Origin of the sequence: Phormidesmis priestleyi ULC007 (genome assembly GCF_003003695.1) — a bacterium.
GTDB classification, from domain to species: Bacteria; Cyanobacteriota; Cyanobacteriia; order Leptolyngbyales; family Leptolyngbyaceae; genus Phormidesmis_A; species Phormidesmis_A priestleyi_A.
Genome location: NZ_PVWG01000010.1, coordinates 97,614 through 112,451, shown reverse-complemented (window position 1 = coordinate 112,451; position 14,838 = coordinate 97,614). Strand labels below are relative to the sequence as shown.

19 protein-coding genes are annotated in these 14,838 nt (G+C 47.3%); 7 read left to right on the top strand and 12 right to left on the bottom strand.

What is annotated here, in order from left to right; translation table 11 throughout:
- The first annotated feature begins 238 nt into the window (after window positions 1-238).
- Complete coding sequence (locus C7B65_RS11395) at window positions 239-484, top strand: DUF6761 family protein (protein ID WP_073072016.1); 246 nt, start codon at window positions 239-241, stop codon at window positions 482-484.
- Window positions 485-592: 108 nt separating this feature from the next.
- On the opposite strand, the gene grxD is transcribed toward C7B65_RS11395, so the two are convergent.
- From grxD to C7B65_RS11375, 4 genes are all read right to left on the bottom strand, one after another.
- Window positions 593-916 carry a Grx4 family monothiol glutaredoxin gene (gene grxD, locus C7B65_RS11390; protein ID WP_073072015.1) on the bottom strand — a complete coding sequence of 108 codons (324 nt, stop codon included), beginning with the start codon at window positions 914-916 and terminating at the stop codon, window positions 593-595.
- Window positions 917-945: 29 nt separating this feature from the next.
- On the bottom strand, window positions 946-1,200 hold the full coding sequence (locus tag C7B65_RS11385) for a BolA family protein (protein WP_073072013.1): 255 nt from the start codon (window positions 1,198-1,200) through the stop codon (window positions 946-948).
- Window positions 1,201-1,275: 75 nt separating this feature from the next.
- A complete protein-coding gene (locus C7B65_RS11380; protein ID WP_223257380.1) occupies window positions 1,276-2,160 on the bottom strand; it encodes an alpha/beta hydrolase in 885 nt (294 codons plus the stop codon).
- Between the two features lie 12 nt (window positions 2,161-2,172).
- On the bottom strand, window positions 2,173-3,777 hold the full coding sequence (locus C7B65_RS11375) for a caspase family protein (RefSeq protein ID WP_073072011.1): 1,605 nt from the start codon (window positions 3,775-3,777) through the stop codon (window positions 2,173-2,175).
- 223 nt (window positions 3,778-4,000) lie between these two features.
- On the opposite strand from C7B65_RS11375, the gene C7B65_RS11370 reads away from it, so the two are divergent.
- Window positions 4,001-4,588 carry a hypothetical protein gene (locus C7B65_RS11370; protein WP_073072009.1) on the top strand — a complete coding sequence of 196 codons (588 nt, stop codon included), beginning with the start codon at window positions 4,001-4,003 and terminating at the stop codon, window positions 4,586-4,588.
- Window positions 4,589-4,655: 67 nt separating this feature from the next.
- Here the strand turns inward: C7B65_RS11370 and C7B65_RS11365 are convergent, their stop codons facing one another.
- The 7 genes from C7B65_RS11365 to C7B65_RS11335 form a co-directional block, all read right to left on the bottom strand.
- A complete protein-coding gene (locus C7B65_RS11365) occupies window positions 4,656-4,934 on the bottom strand; it encodes a BrnA antitoxin family protein (RefSeq protein ID WP_073072007.1) in 279 nt (92 codons plus the stop codon).
- On the bottom strand, window positions 4,897-5,175 hold the full coding sequence (locus C7B65_RS11360) for a BrnT family toxin (protein ID WP_073072005.1): 279 nt from the start codon (window positions 5,173-5,175) through the stop codon (window positions 4,897-4,899). Before C7B65_RS11360 ends, C7B65_RS11365 begins: the two co-directional genes overlap by 38 nt.
- Window positions 5,142-5,459, bottom strand: coding sequence for a HigA family addiction module antitoxin (locus C7B65_RS11355; RefSeq protein ID WP_073072003.1), 318 nt, complete (start codon window positions 5,457-5,459; stop codon window positions 5,142-5,144). The genes C7B65_RS11360 and C7B65_RS11355 overlap by 34 nt, the downstream gene beginning before the upstream one ends.
- Window positions 5,460-5,471: 12 nt before the next feature.
- A complete protein-coding gene (locus C7B65_RS11350) occupies window positions 5,472-5,753 on the bottom strand; it encodes a type II toxin-antitoxin system RelE/ParE family toxin (protein ID WP_073072001.1) in 282 nt (93 codons plus the stop codon).
- A 115-nt stretch (window positions 5,754-5,868) separates the two neighbouring features.
- A complete protein-coding gene (locus tag C7B65_RS11345) occupies window positions 5,869-6,360 on the bottom strand; it encodes a GNAT family N-acetyltransferase (protein ID WP_073071999.1) in 492 nt (163 codons plus the stop codon).
- On the bottom strand, window positions 6,361-6,585 hold the full coding sequence (locus C7B65_RS11340) for a hypothetical protein (RefSeq protein ID WP_073071997.1): 225 nt from the start codon (window positions 6,583-6,585) through the stop codon (window positions 6,361-6,363).
- The gene (locus C7B65_RS11335) at window positions 6,582-8,432 is read right to left on the bottom strand and encodes a DUF5942 domain-containing protein (protein ID WP_073071995.1); all 1,851 of its coding nucleotides are present in this window, start codon (window positions 8,430-8,432) and stop codon (window positions 6,582-6,584) included. Before C7B65_RS11335 ends, C7B65_RS11340 begins: the two co-directional genes overlap by 4 nt.
- A gap of 131 nt (window positions 8,433-8,563) precedes the next feature.
- Between C7B65_RS11335 and C7B65_RS11330 the strand changes: the two genes are divergently transcribed.
- The 3 genes from C7B65_RS11330 (at window position 8,564) to C7B65_RS11320 (ending at window position 10,752) form a co-directional block, all read left to right on the top strand.
- Entirely contained in the window at window positions 8,564-8,995 is a 432-nt protein-coding gene (locus C7B65_RS11330) for a hypothetical protein (protein WP_073071993.1), read from the top strand.
- Between the two features lie 70 nt (window positions 8,996-9,065).
- Window positions 9,066-9,836 carry an Rpn family recombination-promoting nuclease/putative transposase gene (locus C7B65_RS11325; RefSeq protein WP_073071992.1) on the top strand — a complete coding sequence of 257 codons (771 nt, stop codon included), beginning with the start codon at window positions 9,066-9,068 and terminating at the stop codon, window positions 9,834-9,836.
- A 37-nt stretch (window positions 9,837-9,873) separates the two neighbouring features.
- The gene (locus tag C7B65_RS11320; RefSeq protein WP_073071990.1) at window positions 9,874-10,752 is read left to right on the top strand and encodes a YwqG family protein; all 879 of its coding nucleotides are present in this window, start codon (window positions 9,874-9,876) and stop codon (window positions 10,750-10,752) included.
- Between the two features lie 32 nt (window positions 10,753-10,784).
- On the opposite strand, the gene C7B65_RS11315 is transcribed toward C7B65_RS11320, so the two are convergent.
- A complete protein-coding gene (locus tag C7B65_RS11315; protein WP_223257378.1) occupies window positions 10,785-11,750 on the bottom strand; it encodes a glycosyltransferase family 2 protein in 966 nt (321 codons plus the stop codon).
- A gap of 99 nt (window positions 11,751-11,849) precedes the next feature.
- On the opposite strand from C7B65_RS11315, the gene C7B65_RS11310 reads away from it, so the two are divergent.
- Together C7B65_RS11310 and C7B65_RS11305 are read left to right on the top strand one after the other, a co-directional pair.
- Window positions 11,850-13,061, top strand: a complete 1,212-nt coding sequence (locus C7B65_RS11310) for a glycosyltransferase family 4 protein (protein WP_073071987.1) — start codon at window positions 11,850-11,852, stop codon at window positions 13,059-13,061.
- A gap of 7 nt (window positions 13,062-13,068) precedes the next feature.
- Window positions 13,069-14,823 carry a hypothetical protein gene (locus C7B65_RS11305; protein ID WP_073071985.1) on the top strand — a complete coding sequence of 585 codons (1,755 nt, stop codon included), beginning with the start codon at window positions 13,069-13,071 and terminating at the stop codon, window positions 14,821-14,823.
- Window positions 14,824-14,838: the final 15 nt, after the last annotated feature.

The following is a 14,838-nucleotide window of genomic DNA, read 5'->3' as shown; positions in this document are numbered from 1 at the left end:
ATTGTGATGGATTTGTAACGGCTGCTACCCTAGTTTTCTCTAATCACCAATAACTTAGAGACTTAGGCACCGATGCCCAACGAATGCTCAGAGACATCAACACAAAGATAGGGAGGAATGCAAAAGGTTAATGTTAAGATCAATGCATAGTTACGTGTAGTTAAGGCCCGCCTGTGTATCAACCTATTCACCTTGTAACGTTTCCATTAAAAGGCTGTTCACAATTTAGCGACACACTATGCTGCAAGATACGCTAACCATTCGCTACTACCAAAGACTGACTGATGGCTTGGTGGGGTTGTGGAACCGGGGATACCGCTTCGATGACCTACGCCTCTATCTCGACGGCTATCTCGCCGCTTTGAGACACACCAACTCCTTAGAGCCTTATCAGATCAATCGTCTTGAAGAAGAAATGACTCGCTTCCTCTACGATTCTTCCAATTTTGAAAGCCCAGTAGAGCCTGAACGAGATTATCGCTAAATTGCCAGAAAGGGTGCGTCGATGACGTGCCCTTCTTGCATTTAGAGGATATTAAAAAGGGGCAGCAGATTTCTCCTGTCACCCCAGATCATAAAGCTGCGGCTAAATTTAGGAAGCCATTGCCACTTCCACCATTTGTTGAAGTTCGCCTTTTTGATATAGCTCGATCAAGATATCAGAGCCGCCCAAAAATTCACCGTTGATATAAACCTGAGGAATGGTGGGCCAGCTTGAATATTCTTTGATGCCTTGACGAATTTCGGGATCTGCCAAAACGTCGATCGTTTCATAAGGAACGCCCAACGTGTTCAGAATCTGCACCACGTTGTTTGAGAATCCGCACTGGGGCATCAGTTTGGTGCCCTTCATGAAGACCATGATCTTGTTTTGTTTGACAAGATTGTCGATGCGATCGTGTGCTGCTTCTGTCATAATTCGCTCTCCGATTGTGAACAACTGAGTTATTTGGCGGCTACTACCCATTCTTCGGGCGTATAAGTATTGAGCGCTAGAGCATGAATGGCTTCCGATGCCATCGCTTGCTGCACGGCACCATAGACGAGTTGGTGCTGTTGCACCCGCCGCTTTCCTTCAAACAAAGACGAGACGACCGTTACCTGATAGTGATCTCCACCCCCAGTAAGGTCTTGAACCTGCACCTGGGCATCAGGCAATCCAGCCTTGATCAATCCTTCAACCTGATCCGGGCTAATCATCCATTCTCCTGTTGATTTTGCAAACTCTTTCCTTTAGTCTAACCGTTGACTGCCCATCCTTTAGTTAAAGAAGTGCTAGTTGCTCGATAGTGAAGCCTTCACCGCTCGTCTAGCAAAGTCTTGAACTATCTTCAAATTTTCTGGTTTGTCAAACTCGGCTTCTCTGTGATTGTGCCCTGCGTTGGGAATCAGCAGGAGTTGTTTGGGTTGGGGTGCAGCTTCGTAAAGTGCTTTGCCGATCGAGACAGGAATCAATGTATCATCCATTCCATGAATAAAGAGAGAAGGCATTTTTAGCGATCGGACTTTCCCAACTGAGTCAAACTTTTGGGTGAGGATTAACTCGATCGGAAACAGTCGAAACTTCCAATCTCGCGCTGCCATCTGGTACATGGAGGTGAAAGAACTCGACACAATCAGCCCCGCGACTTTTGGGTTTTGGTTGGCGAGATTGATGGCGATCGCGCCTCCGAGCGAATGTCCATAAACCACAATTTTTTTGAGAGAGATCCGCCGTTCTTTAACGAGATAATCCAACGCGGTTTGAGCATCTTGATAGACCGTCGCCTCAGACGGAAAATTGCCCTCACTGCGGCCATAGCCCCGATAGTCAATCAGCAAGACTGAGAAACCTAACTCCCGAAAGCGACGAGCTTTGACTTCGACACTAATATTTCCGCCGTTGCCGTGCAGATAGAGCATCGTTGAGATCGGGTGATCGTGCGGAATCCACCAGCCATGAATGCGTTCAATCTTGCCTGTTTTAGTTGAGACAGGTAACCAAACTTCTTGGTGAGGCAGATTGAGCGCGTCCAGATCTTTGTAATGGTGGGCATCGGGCACAAACATTAGATGACTTTGGGCGAAAAATAGGACGAGGCAAATCGTCAGATAAGCGATCGCCAAAAATTTCCCAATATTCCACAGCGATCGCCACCCTCGTGAACGTGAAATTTTCACATTATGTCCTGATTAACGGAGGCGTTTTTGCCAGTCAGCGATCGCCTTTTGCGCCTCGGCATAGACTTTGGGACGCTCTTTAGGAACCAGTTGAGCCGCCGCGATCGCTTGCTTATAAGATTTATCAGCCGCCCGTTTTTTGGCGATATCTAAAATGTCGCGACTCCAGCGATCGATATCCACCTGAGCTTGAGCATAGAGCGGATCATTAGCAGGAACTTGACTAGCCCGCTCGATCGCTTTATTTGCATCAGAGGCTGAAATCGGCTTAATCAATCCTCTCGCTTCGTTAAGAATGGTCTGACTGTCTTTTGCCGGAGACGGACTTGCTGAAGCGATGGGAGTCGGCTTCGCAGTGGATGGCTTGGTTGAGTTGGGCACGATCGCCTGTTTGGACGGGGACGGGGTTGTAGTGACCTTGGCAGAAGGCGAAGTGACGATCGGCTGTGAATTAGTTGCCGATTTCTGACCCCAAAACGTTGACCAATTGCGAACAAACACCCCTACTAACAGCAGCAGCAGAATGGCGCTGCCGCCAAACAGCAGTCGCTCCCAAAACATCTGATCCTGTTCCTGTGTATTTTCGATCTCAGGACGAACAACCGGGGGTGTGACAGGTTTTGGAACTTGGGGGACTGGCGCAGGGCTAATTTGATCAGCCCGATCGCCTAAGTCTTCTTGATCCGACTCAGGGGATATCGGTTGCTCAAGCTCTGTTTGAATGGGGAAAGCTTGAGAATAATCAGCAGGCAACTCATAAGGGTTGGGCTGCGAGTTTAATGGGACAGCATCGTGATCCGACACGTCAAATAAGTCGCCCTCCAGCGCAAACGGATTTGACTCACTAGGAATTGTCTCCGATTCTGCCTCAGTCCAATTAACCGGAGTGATCACGAGATTGAGTTGATCTAGAGACGCGAGAACGATTACAGGGTCTTGAATAGGGCGATCGTGATGCTCACATATTTCTGGCAAACGACTTTTGAGAAACTCTTCCAAATTCGCCAGAGTTGAACATTCATGTGCGCGCAACCCTTCGAGCAGGGTCGCCGTAAACAAGCCGTGACCTAGCGCTAACGCCTCATGGGAAAACTGTTCAGGCTTGCTTGCCAAAATGGTTGAGATGCGAGTTTCACGGGCAAGCTCTGCGATCTGAAGTCCCACCTTCTCACCCGAAAAAGCGGCTTGGCTGTGGTTAATATCCATCAGCACCACAATATCTTCGGTCGGTAACGCTTTGAGGCTGTCAAACAACGCTCGAACCGGAACGCCCATATTGGCAGTGTCTACTGGGTCGGCTTCGATCGGCAGCAAATAATCCTGTCCTTTCCAGCAGACCCCATAGCCGCTAAAAAATACCCAAACTAAGTCTCCCGGCTGAATTAATTCTCGGCCAAAATAGTCGAGCCAGCCCTGAAGATTGCCGCGACTGGGGTAGGTCGATCGCCCGGTCACTGAAGGGGAGGTGTCTGTAAAGAGAATGCAGCGATTGGGCAAGAACCCTGCCTCACTGACCAAACATTCACACAGCGCCTGTGCATCTTGTTGTGCAAACTTTAAGGGCTGAAGAAATTGATAGTGATTGATTCCAACGGCGATCGCCCAATGGTTAGCCATTTCAGACACCTCAAATAAGTGAGAAAGTATAGGTAACGGGTGGTGAATCGAATTTTTTAACGTCAGACAGTTTTGCTTGTCTCTGTATAAAGAGTGATCCGAACTGCGTAACTGCTGACATGATAGAAAAAAACAGATTCACTGGAAATATTAAAGACCAGATTGTCGATTCTAGAGTAGAAACTCTCATTGAGAACCACCTCATATCACCCAGGAGTCAAAAATGTCTGCCGATCGCCCTTGCCAACTGCCCCATCGATTTGCTAGACCCAGATTCACCGCGATCGGATTAGCGGCTTGGCTGGGCACGGCTGGAGGGATTTGCCTAGTCGAAGGAACGATCGCGCCGCAAGTCGTTCAAGCTTACACGACTAGAGTCGATGTGGCACTCGATCGTTTGCCCAACGAAAGCTATGACGCTTTGATTCGCAGATCCGAGATTGTCGCGAGGGCGGCGGCTCAACGCAGCTTCGATCGAGATATTCTCACGAGCCAGGTTTCGGTGATCGTGATCGGGCGCAATCAAGGTGCAGAAACCCCCATTTTGACCCTGGATGTCAGTCGAGTGCAGTGGAGCAGCCGCCCAGATACGAGACGTTGGGCAACTTATTACAAAACGTCGGCGGCGCTGTTGGGGTTTGAGCAACTGTCCCCGGTTCCTGTGACGGTAACTGCTCCCCCCACCCCCGCTGTGGCTCCCGTTGCTCCAACGCAGGTTCAACCTTCTCGCAATACTACGCCCAGCCAGCAAACAACGCCTACCCCGCCGACGCAGGAGGATGGTGTTCCTCCGGAAGATCAGCAGCCGTGAAGTTTATCGCGATCAAGGGCAAAGATATCGAAGTGAAAAGACTTTAATTGCGATCGCTCCAAGGCGTTTATGCAGTTTTCTGATTGCTATCCTGCTCAATATGATGGCGTAACACCGAATTGATCAGCATCCTGTATTCTTCATCTTGCGATTGAAACCATGCCATCACGTCGGGGTCAAGTTGGACTAAATTTTTGGCTTGCGTCGCTGGAACTCTTAGCACTGCCTTCTCAAAAAACTCATCCGTTAAGGGTGGAATATCAGAATAATCAATGTCTTCGTCTGACATGGCTTCTAGTGCTGCCCAATTAGTACGAGAGGTACTGCTCAAATCGTTTTCGTTCATGTCGATTTGCCCGTCGTGCTGAAATTACTCGAATTGTGTCACCTTGTCGTTCTGTCCAAACTACGATCGCGATACCGTTGCCTAAAAAGCCGATTCCGATCCAGCGATCTTCATCATAGTCAAAACGTTCATCCGGCTCAATCAGCATTGAACCCTCAAACATTTCGGGAACATCCGCGAAATCAATTTCGTGCTTACGAATGTTTTCTAGATTTTTCGCTTCGTCCCATTCAAACTGCATGAAGCCCCGACGCTGCCAATTGAACTGTTTTCTTTCTCAGCTTGACGTAAGGCGTACTGTGTCTGCAAGTTCAGCCAGAACTGAGCACTATTACCAAAATAGCGTGACAGACGCAAAGCTGTGTCTGCTGTAACACTACGCTTTTCAGATAAAATTTCGCTAATTCGTGTCTGAGATACCCCGATATCCTTGCTTAACCGATAGGGAGTGATATCCATTGGTTCCAGAAATTCTAGTCGCAGAATTTCACCAGGATGGATGTTTGGCAGACGATCGTTGTCCATAACAATTTTTTCTTAGTGATAATCTACAATTTCAACTTGAGCCGCATTGTTTTCTTCTGTCCAGACAAAGCAAATTCGCCACTGACTATTGATACGGATACTATACTGCCCCCTGTGATCGCCCACTAATTTCTCTAATCGATTTCCAGGTGGACGCAAGTCATTAACTGATGTCACAGCGTTGAGCAGGAGAAGCTTACGTAGAGCAATCTTTTGGATGTCAGTTGGGTAATAGCGAGATATAAAGCCGTCAAAGACCAGCTTTGTCTCGTCAGACTTGAAATTTACGATCACAATACTATACTACTGCACAGCGTTACTATCGTCAAACGACAGTAATAGATTCTAATCTTGGTAATTAATCCAGATAACAAACTTTTGGACGACATTCCTTGCAAGGGAAAAACAATCATTCTGTTTGCGACAAATGTTTAACGTAAACTCGATCGCACCGTTCTGTCTCAACACCCGTTGCCGATCGATAGCCGCTAGTTTCGTAAAGTTTGACGGCTTCTTTGAGAACGCTGGCAGTTTCGATCCAAATTTGATCGAATCCACGATCGGCGATCGCCCTCTCCAATTCCTTCAGCAAGAATCGCCCTAAACCCTGCCCTCTCACCTCTGGCACAAAATACATTTTGCGGATCTCGACCGCGTTTTCGCCTCGTGACACCGGATAGTAAGCGCCCGTGCCGACTAGCTGACCTGAGCGCTCAATCACCCAAAACTCACCGCCTGTTGCTTGATAAAACTGTTCAATTTCTAAGACATCGCGATCGGCTCCCAGAGGCTCCCAACTCAGCCCATAGTCTGCCAGCACTGAGCCAATAATCTGAGCAGCCGAATCGCGATCGCGGTCTTCCCAATCACGAATCAGAAATTCTCGATAACGAACGTTCATCTATTTCGCGATCTCGAATTTCTTGACCTCTAACACAGGGCCGATCATCGCTAGAGTCATGATGTCATCTCGAATCTTGCCTTCGATCTTGACCTTCAGACCTTTTTTTTGTAGCTCACTGGGTGGGTTGTGAATCTCGTAGGTTTCGCCCTGTTCGGAGTCGATCGCCCAAGTTCCAGCGCCGAAGCCTTTGCGATCGATCACCCCTTTCACCGTAATGCTCATGTAAGTTCATCTCCTGGTTTAATAGCAAGCCGAACTAAGCCGTAGCATAAAAGCGCATTCACAATCAGAAATCCACGAGCGAGTAAACCATCGCCCAACCACATGAGTTGCGGATCGATCGCCGCACTCACCGCGAGACAGGCAGTCACTCCGATCGTAGACCCGATCGCAAACCATTTCCCCTGAGCATGACCCAACAGCAGCACGATCAGCGCCGTGGGAATCAGCACACTTGCAAAAAATGGGTTGAGGGCGCTACTTCCTTGAATCGAGCTACCCAGCTCAGGAATCGAGCTACCCATCACCCGAAACGGAAACTGCGGCAAGTCAAAGATATAAACGCCCTTGAGAAAGAACAAACCCGAACTTCCAGCAACCAAACCCGATGCCATTGACCAACCCCAGGCAAAGGGAAAGTAGTTGCGTAAGAAGAACGCCAGTAAGTAGGAACCGACTACCATCGCCAGTTTAGGAGCCAGCCCAATCACACCGCCATCAATCCAAAAAAGCGGATTGAGATAGCCACGATCGCGCAACCACCGGAAGAAATCGTTGAAGGTGATTTTGCCTTTGAGTGCTAAGGTTACGGCAGCAGCAGCATCGAGTTTGCCTGCGCCATAGTGGTTAAGTCCGTCGTCTTGCACCTTTCGAGCAGACTGCGTTAACGCCGCCGCAACTTCGTCAGGGTCTTTTACACCCGATGCTTTGACGAGAGCCGCAACCCCCGCCACATGAGGAGCCGCCATGCTGGTGCCTTGAAACGCGGCAAACGTCGATTCTCCGGTCGAGGGGTCGATCGTGTTTTGCAAAATTCCGCCAGCAGGGTTGTCTCCTGATATAGAGCCGCCTGGAGCCGAGATATCAACGCCTGCCCCAAAGTTAGAGTAAGGAGCTTTCTGACCTGAAGAATCGAGCGCAGCGACTCCCAAGACATGAGGATAACGAGCCGGATAGGATGCCGAGTTTTGACCAGAGTTTCCGGCGGCGGCGACAATCAGAACACCTTTTTTGTGAGCATAGTCGATCGCTTCTGACACTGCCGAGCTTTCGCCCCCGCCGCCGAAGCTCATGTTGATTACATCTGCATTGTGATCTGCCGCAAATCGAATCGATTCTGCAATATCGGCGACCGTGCCGCCACCGCTAGCACTGAGAACTTTTAACGGCATGAGCGTTGCTTCGTAAGCAATTCCGGCAACCCCAAAACCGTTGTTGGTCGATTCGGCGATCGTGCCTGCGACGTGAGTGCCGTGACCGTTATCGTCTCTGGCATCATCGCGATCGTTGACAAAATCGTATCCTTTGGCAAATTTCGTTTCCTTCAAGTCAGGGACTTCCGCAATTCCGGTGTCAATCACCGCAACGGTTACACCCTTTCCTTTCGTGTCTTGCCAACTCGATTCGACGTTAATGCTGTGCAGATTCCACTGCTGACTATAAAGCGGATCGTTGGGTGCTTGACCCGTCGCTTGAATCGGCTGCGCCTCTTTGCTAACTGGGACAATCACCTTAAAATCCTGAGATTCTGGAATGCTATAGATATAGTCTGGCTCGATATATTCGGTGTATTGCTTGAGGTCAGATCGTTTGAGGGCGTTTAAGAGATTTTTGTCGCCTTTGACCGTGTAAAGGTGATCGGCTTGTGAGAATTCGCTGTTTAGACGAGGACGAACGTTATATTTTTGCGCGATCGTCTGCACCTGTTGCTCAATCTGGGCAGAATCTACGTCTTCTTTAAAGTCTAAGACGATGCTGTCATAGGTGCCGTGCGCTGCCAAGCCCGAAAAATTGGCGATCGCCCAAACCAGCCCAACCACAAATAAGCCCGCCAGCACTAGCTTTCTCATAAAATCTCTATTCAAGGTCTTGCTTGTTTACCAACATAGCTCAGAGTTCGGTGAGTTTTGGGGTTTGAGTTTTAAGTTTTGCGTGAAAGACCTCGATAGGATAGAGGCAGGTTATTCAACTCAAAATTCTTATGATTCACGGACTTCTCTGGCTACCTTTATTGGCGGCGTTTATCGGTCTAGCGTGGGCGGGTCGCAACGAATTTCAAAAAATAGAAGCCTATCGCGTTTGGGCAGAACCGTTCGATCGTGCCAAATATGACGTGTATGCAGTGTTGGGTCAAACGGGCGACACGCTCACTTGGGGCAAACCAACCCGCAAAGCACCTGTGAATTTGCAAACGTTTTCGCTGCAAGATGTGCGAGAGATTCATCTGTTAGTCGATGGGCAAGTGGTGGATTTGCAGTTGCCTCCGAGTCGGGGTAAAGCGATCGGGCTTGAGTTTGTGTTCAATCAGCCACCATCCCTACAAATCCCATTTACTCAGATAGATCTAGCGGCAAAATGGGGTCAAGCTTTAACCAAAGACTGGCAAAAATTGCAGCAACAACCTCATCTTTAACAATCTTGGAGTTCATAAGTTTTGGGTTTAACCGAAATCAAATCGGTGTGATACGCCATACAATCTCTCCATGTATGACGATACCTGCCGATTTCTTGCCGAAAACTTCTCCGCCGACTTTGCCAGTTGGCTGCTAGGAGAGTCTATTACCCTGACGGAGCTAAAACCTTCCGAACTTTCCCTCGAACCGATTCGAGCCGATGCCCTGATTTTGCTGGAGTCGGATGAGTCTGTTTTGCACCTAGAGTTTCAAACCCGTCCCAAACGGGATATTCCGTTCCGCATGTTGGATTACCGCGTGCGAGTGTACAGGCGATATCCCGACAAAATGATGCGACAGGTCGTAGTCTACCTTCAGCCGACTGGATCTGATCTTGTTCGGCAAACGAGCTTTTCGATGGAGCGCACTCGTCACGAATTCGATGTGGTTTGTCTGTGGGAGCAACCCGCAGCATTCTTCCTCCAATATCCCGGACTGCTTCCCTTTGCTGCCCTCGGTCAAACCGATGATTCAGAAGCAATGTTGCGTCAGGTTGCCCAAATGGTGAACCAAATTTCAGACCCAACAATGCAAGCCAATTTGATCGCAGCCTCAGCGATTCTAGCTGGGATAAAATTGGAAGATGAGGTTATTTATCGTTTACTGCGGAGAGACATTATGCAGGAATCCACCGTCTATCGTTCTATCCTGGCAGAAGGAGAAGCAAGAAAACAACGGGAGATCGCCATTAACTTTCTGAGAGATGGCTTTCCAGTAGAAGCAGTTGCTCATGGAACGGGTTTATCGATCGAGGAAGTGCAGCAACTTCGACAGCAAATGGATCAGTCTTCGCCAAGCTAAACTTACGTGCAAAAACACCCTGTGAGCATTGAAAAATATGGTTAGTCTTGATCTCCCAGTTGGTTTAGAGAAGTTTAGAAGTAAGCTCGAAGCAACAGTCAAACCATACATTGCAATTCAAACTCAGTTAACAAGCGAAACAACCTTGTGGCAAAGTAAATTTGCGGGCTTTCCCTATATGCCTAAGAATTATGATTATCCTAAAACTCTACAAGGAGAATACCTGTACTTGCTTGCTCAAATTAATTTTGTGGAGATACCTAGACTTGAGAACTACCCTGAGAAAGGCATTCTTCAGTTTTATATTTCAGATGTTGATGTTACAAACGGTTGGAACGAGAGCTTCTATGGATTAATTTTTGAGCAACCGACTTGTCAGGCTTATTTTCGCGTTCTCTATTTTCCTGATCCTGATCCTAATGAAGAAAACCTAGTTACAAACTTTGATTTTCTACCCACGTTGTGGGATAGAGACTTTTACAATACTCCTTTTTCGGTTCATCCCAGATATTCTCCGCAGCGAGATGAGTGTTTTGCGTTAACGTTCCAATCGAAATCTGCACCGATTACTCTATATGATTACCAGTGCAAAGAGTTGCTTGGCAGTGAGTTTTACAATCTGATCAATAGCGATGAAGATGATTGTTTGCTTCTGGATGAGTATGGGCAGATATCAGATATACAGGCACACAAGTTAGGAGGATATCCACATTTCACTCAAGAAGATCCTCGACCTCACTTCAATGACAATAAGGAACAATGGATTCTACTATTACAAATTAATTCTGACGACAGTGCAAGGGAGAAAATTGAGATTCAATGGGGCGATATTGGTATTTGCAACTTCTTCATCAAAGCGTCGGCGCTGAGTCAGCTTGACTTTTCAAACGTTCTATACAATTGGGACTGTCCCTAGTAAGCCGATTAGCCAAAGAGTGATGTATTACTTTAAGAGGCTTTAATCTGCTTTAAAAGCGTAAACGCCTTTTGTCTTAAACTCATCGGCAGTCGAGACAATGCAAGTCCGACTCGTGCCTTGTTAGGTGAAGCTAGTTTTCCTTGATTAATTAGATTTCGACCTGCTTGAGTGTCTCCAATTTGAATGAGCCGAAGTCCGAGCAGAAGCTTAGTTTCTAAGAGACGATCTCGCCTCACTTTCTCTATTTTCTCCGACTCAAAGTGAAAGCTTTCTAGATAGTTCAATTTATCTTTTAAGTAGGGAATGGCGCGATCGAGTCCTTGTTGTTCTGCATGAACTCGATATTCCATTAGTCTTTCGGGCAGATAATAAGCTTGTTTTCCTGCCAATGCAAGTCGGACGAGAAGATCGTTATCTTCGCAGTTTTGGATGTTCGATCGCATATATCCAACTTCATCTAGAACCTTTCGCCGGAAGAGAGTTGCCCCGATCTGAAAACTTTGTTTAACAAATGTCACTTCTATCAAGTTTTCAACCATTCCTTGAAGCAGATCTGATCTTCCCCATTTTTGAGAATTTAACTGAGTCAAACTCTCATTACGGACATTGTTTGAATCGATGACCCAATGATCGGTGCCGACAAAATCAATTTGAGGATTTTTATCTAATAGTTGACTTGTCTTTTCTAAAAAGCTGGGAGTTAAGCGATCGTCGTCGTCAAATTTAATAAAATACTTTCCAGTTGCGGCTTTAAAGCCAGAAATCATATTATTACTTTTGCCAATATTTTGAGGATGTCGGATGTAGTGAATCCGACGATCGTGTAACCGAGCCATCATGTCGGATGTGCCATCGATCGAACCGTCGTCACAGATAATCAGTTCAAAGTCTTGATGAGTCTGTTGGAGAACGCTGTCAATGGCGATCGCCAATAATTCTTTGCGATTAAAGGTCGGAATGCAAACGCTGACGATCGACATAAAAAACCAACTCACTCAACTGCCTCTAATATTGACCAAGGAGGCGAGATTTGCACAGACAATCACTGAAACCTCTAAACCGGGTACATTAACTCAGTCCTCTTAGCCGCCGTGATGAACATTTTGATGCTTTCAGCCACCTTTCCCTACCCGCCCACTCAGGGAGGCACTCAGGTGCGGACATTCAATTTGCTGAAATATTTGAGTCGTGATCATCAAGTCACGGTGGCAACGCTGAAATCGCCAGAGGTGACTGACGCTGAAATCAAAGCGTTACGAGAATGGGTTGCCGAGTTGGTCGTGTTCGATCGTCTTAATCCTTCTTCTCAGTCGGACATTTTCTCAAAAATTCAGCGCTTTAGCCAATTTTTGCAGCAGGGAATTCCGCCTAGCGTCTTGTCTTCCTACTCGTCAGAAATGCAGGATTGGGTCGATCGAGCAATTCAATCTAATCACTATCAGGTGATCACTTGCGAACACAGCGTCAATGAAATCTACGTGCGTCCTGAGTTTCAAAAACAACTCCGTACTGTCGTGAACGTACATAGCTCAGTGTATGGGACTTGTAAAAATCAATTACAGACCCAAACATCAGAAAATCAATGGCGCGATCGCTTAAATTTGCCGCTTCTAAAACGCTATGAGCAACGCTACTGCAATAAATTCTCGAATATCGTAGTCACTACGGAGGACGATCGAGCACAATTACACGCATTCAATCCAAACGCTCAGTTTCAAGTCATTTCTAATGGTGTAGACTTCACTGAGTTTCCTTATCGCACTAAAGAGCCAGAAGGACATAAACTAATCTTTATTGGCGCAATGGATAACCTGGCAAACATTGATGCTGTGCAATTCTTAAGTTTAGAAATTTTACCGATTTTGCAGAAAAAATATCCTGACACAACGCTGGCATTAGTGGGCGCACGTCCGCCTTCAGAGGTTTTGCAACTGGGCGATCGTCCCGGCATTACCATCACAGGTCGCGTTCCTGCAATGGCAGATTATTTACATCAAGCAACCGTCTGCGTGATTCCGATGCGAACTGGGTTTGGAATCAAAAATAAAACACTAGAAGCAATGGCAGCCGGAACCCCGATCGTGTCCAGCGATCGCGGCTTAGAAGGGTTAGCCGTCGATGGGGTTGATACTCCATTACGAGCACTGCGGGCAAATCGGGTCGAAGAATATGTAGGCGCGATCGCTCGGCTCTTTGAAGATGCTTCGCTGCGAGAAAGCCTTTCTCGTGAGGCACGCGCCCTCGTAGAAACCGACTATACCTGGGAGAGTGCCGGACAATGTTATGAGCAAGTTTTGACAGGATAAACTCGCAATGATAATCTCTCGCTTGCGCCAGCTTTTGACCACTCCGATCGATGAGGTTGGCGATCGCTCCAAACGGTCTACATCGATCTTACTTTGGCTAAGTCTAAGTCTAGGATTCGCACTCTATTACGGCAGTTTAGGGCTGCAAAAAGCCTTTAGAGCCGAATACGTTGTTCAAGACGATGCGCGAGAGTATGTGTTTTGGATGCAGCAATTTGTCGATCCAACATTGTTCCCTCACGATTTGATTGCAGACTACTTCAAATCGATTACGCCGCCTGGATATGCCGCGATTTATCACCTGATGGCAAACCTCGGTATTCAGCCACTCTTGCTGAGTAAAATTTTGCCGATTGTGATTGGTGTTGTGACGACTCTTTACGGGTTTAGAGTTTGTTTAAAACTGTTCCCAATTCCGATGACTGGTTTTATCGCGATGCTGTTGCTCAATCAAAGCCTATGGTTTAGAGATGACTTAAGTTCTGCGACTCCTAGAGCGTTTGTATATCCGTTATTTTTAGCGTTTTTATATTATTTGCTGCATCATATTCGGCTCGGTGTGATGATCACGATCGTCCTGCAAGCCTTAATTTATCCACCCTTAGTTTTGATTACGATCGCAGTCCTATTTCTACGGTTGTGGAACTGGGATCACTGGCATCTTCATCGAGAACGCATTCCCGATTTTGTCTTCGCAGCAGGATTAGGATTTTTGGCACTGTTACCCTATGCTTTTTTGTCGGCGGAGTTTAACCCGATCGTCACCAAAGCTGAAGCACTGACTATGCCAGAACTGTATCCTGGTGGACGGCATCCTTATTTTGATCCCAATCTCTGGCGGTTTTGGCTGACCGGACAGCATAGCGGCATTCTGCCTCCGTTGTTACCACCTTTGATTTGGGTAGGGTTAGGGTTGCCGATCGTGGCTCAAAATCTGTCTCGATTCCCATTAATCAAACGGCTTAACCGTGAAGTCGTAGTCTTAGCTCAAACGGCACTAGCGTCTCTGGGACTGTTTCTTGCGGCTCACGCGCTGCTGCTCAAGCTGTTTTTTCCGACTCGATACACCACCCACACCTGGCGAATTGTTTTGGCGATCGCCGCTGCCATTGTGCTGACCGTCCTGCTAGACGCTGTGCTTCTCAAGTGCGAAGAACTCGCGAGGGCTGACCGTTGGAAACCCTTGTTTTGGAGACTGACATTAACCGGATTAATCGGGGCGTTACTGATTCTATTTCCAAGCTTTTCGCCCAGTTTCCCCGCCACAAACTATCGAATCTCTGGAGAAGGAGCGCTCTATCAATTCCTACACAAGCAGCCTCAAGATAGCTTGGTTGCAACCCTCTCAGATGAGGCAAATAGTATTCCGACATTTGCGCGACGATCGGTCTTAATCGGCAAAGAATATGCCCTCCCTTTTCATCTAGGTTACTATCGCCAGATTCGTCAGCGAAGTATCGAGTTGATTCAGGCTCAATACAGTCCAGACTTGGCACTTGTTCAGCAACTGATCGAGAAATATGGGATTGATTTTTGGTTGCTCGATCGCACCGCCTTCACCCCTGAATATCTGCTCAACAAAAGTTGGCTTCAAAGCTTTCAGCCAGCGTTTAACGAAGCTTCAACTCGTTTGCAGCAAGGAAAAATCTCAGCCTTGTCAAGCCGAGTAAACGAGTGTGTAGCCTTCGAGAGTCAGAGTCTAACTCTTCTGAAGGCAACCTGCATTACTCAACGCAAAACGCAGGTTCGTCTCCCTGAATAAAGTCCAGTACATTCC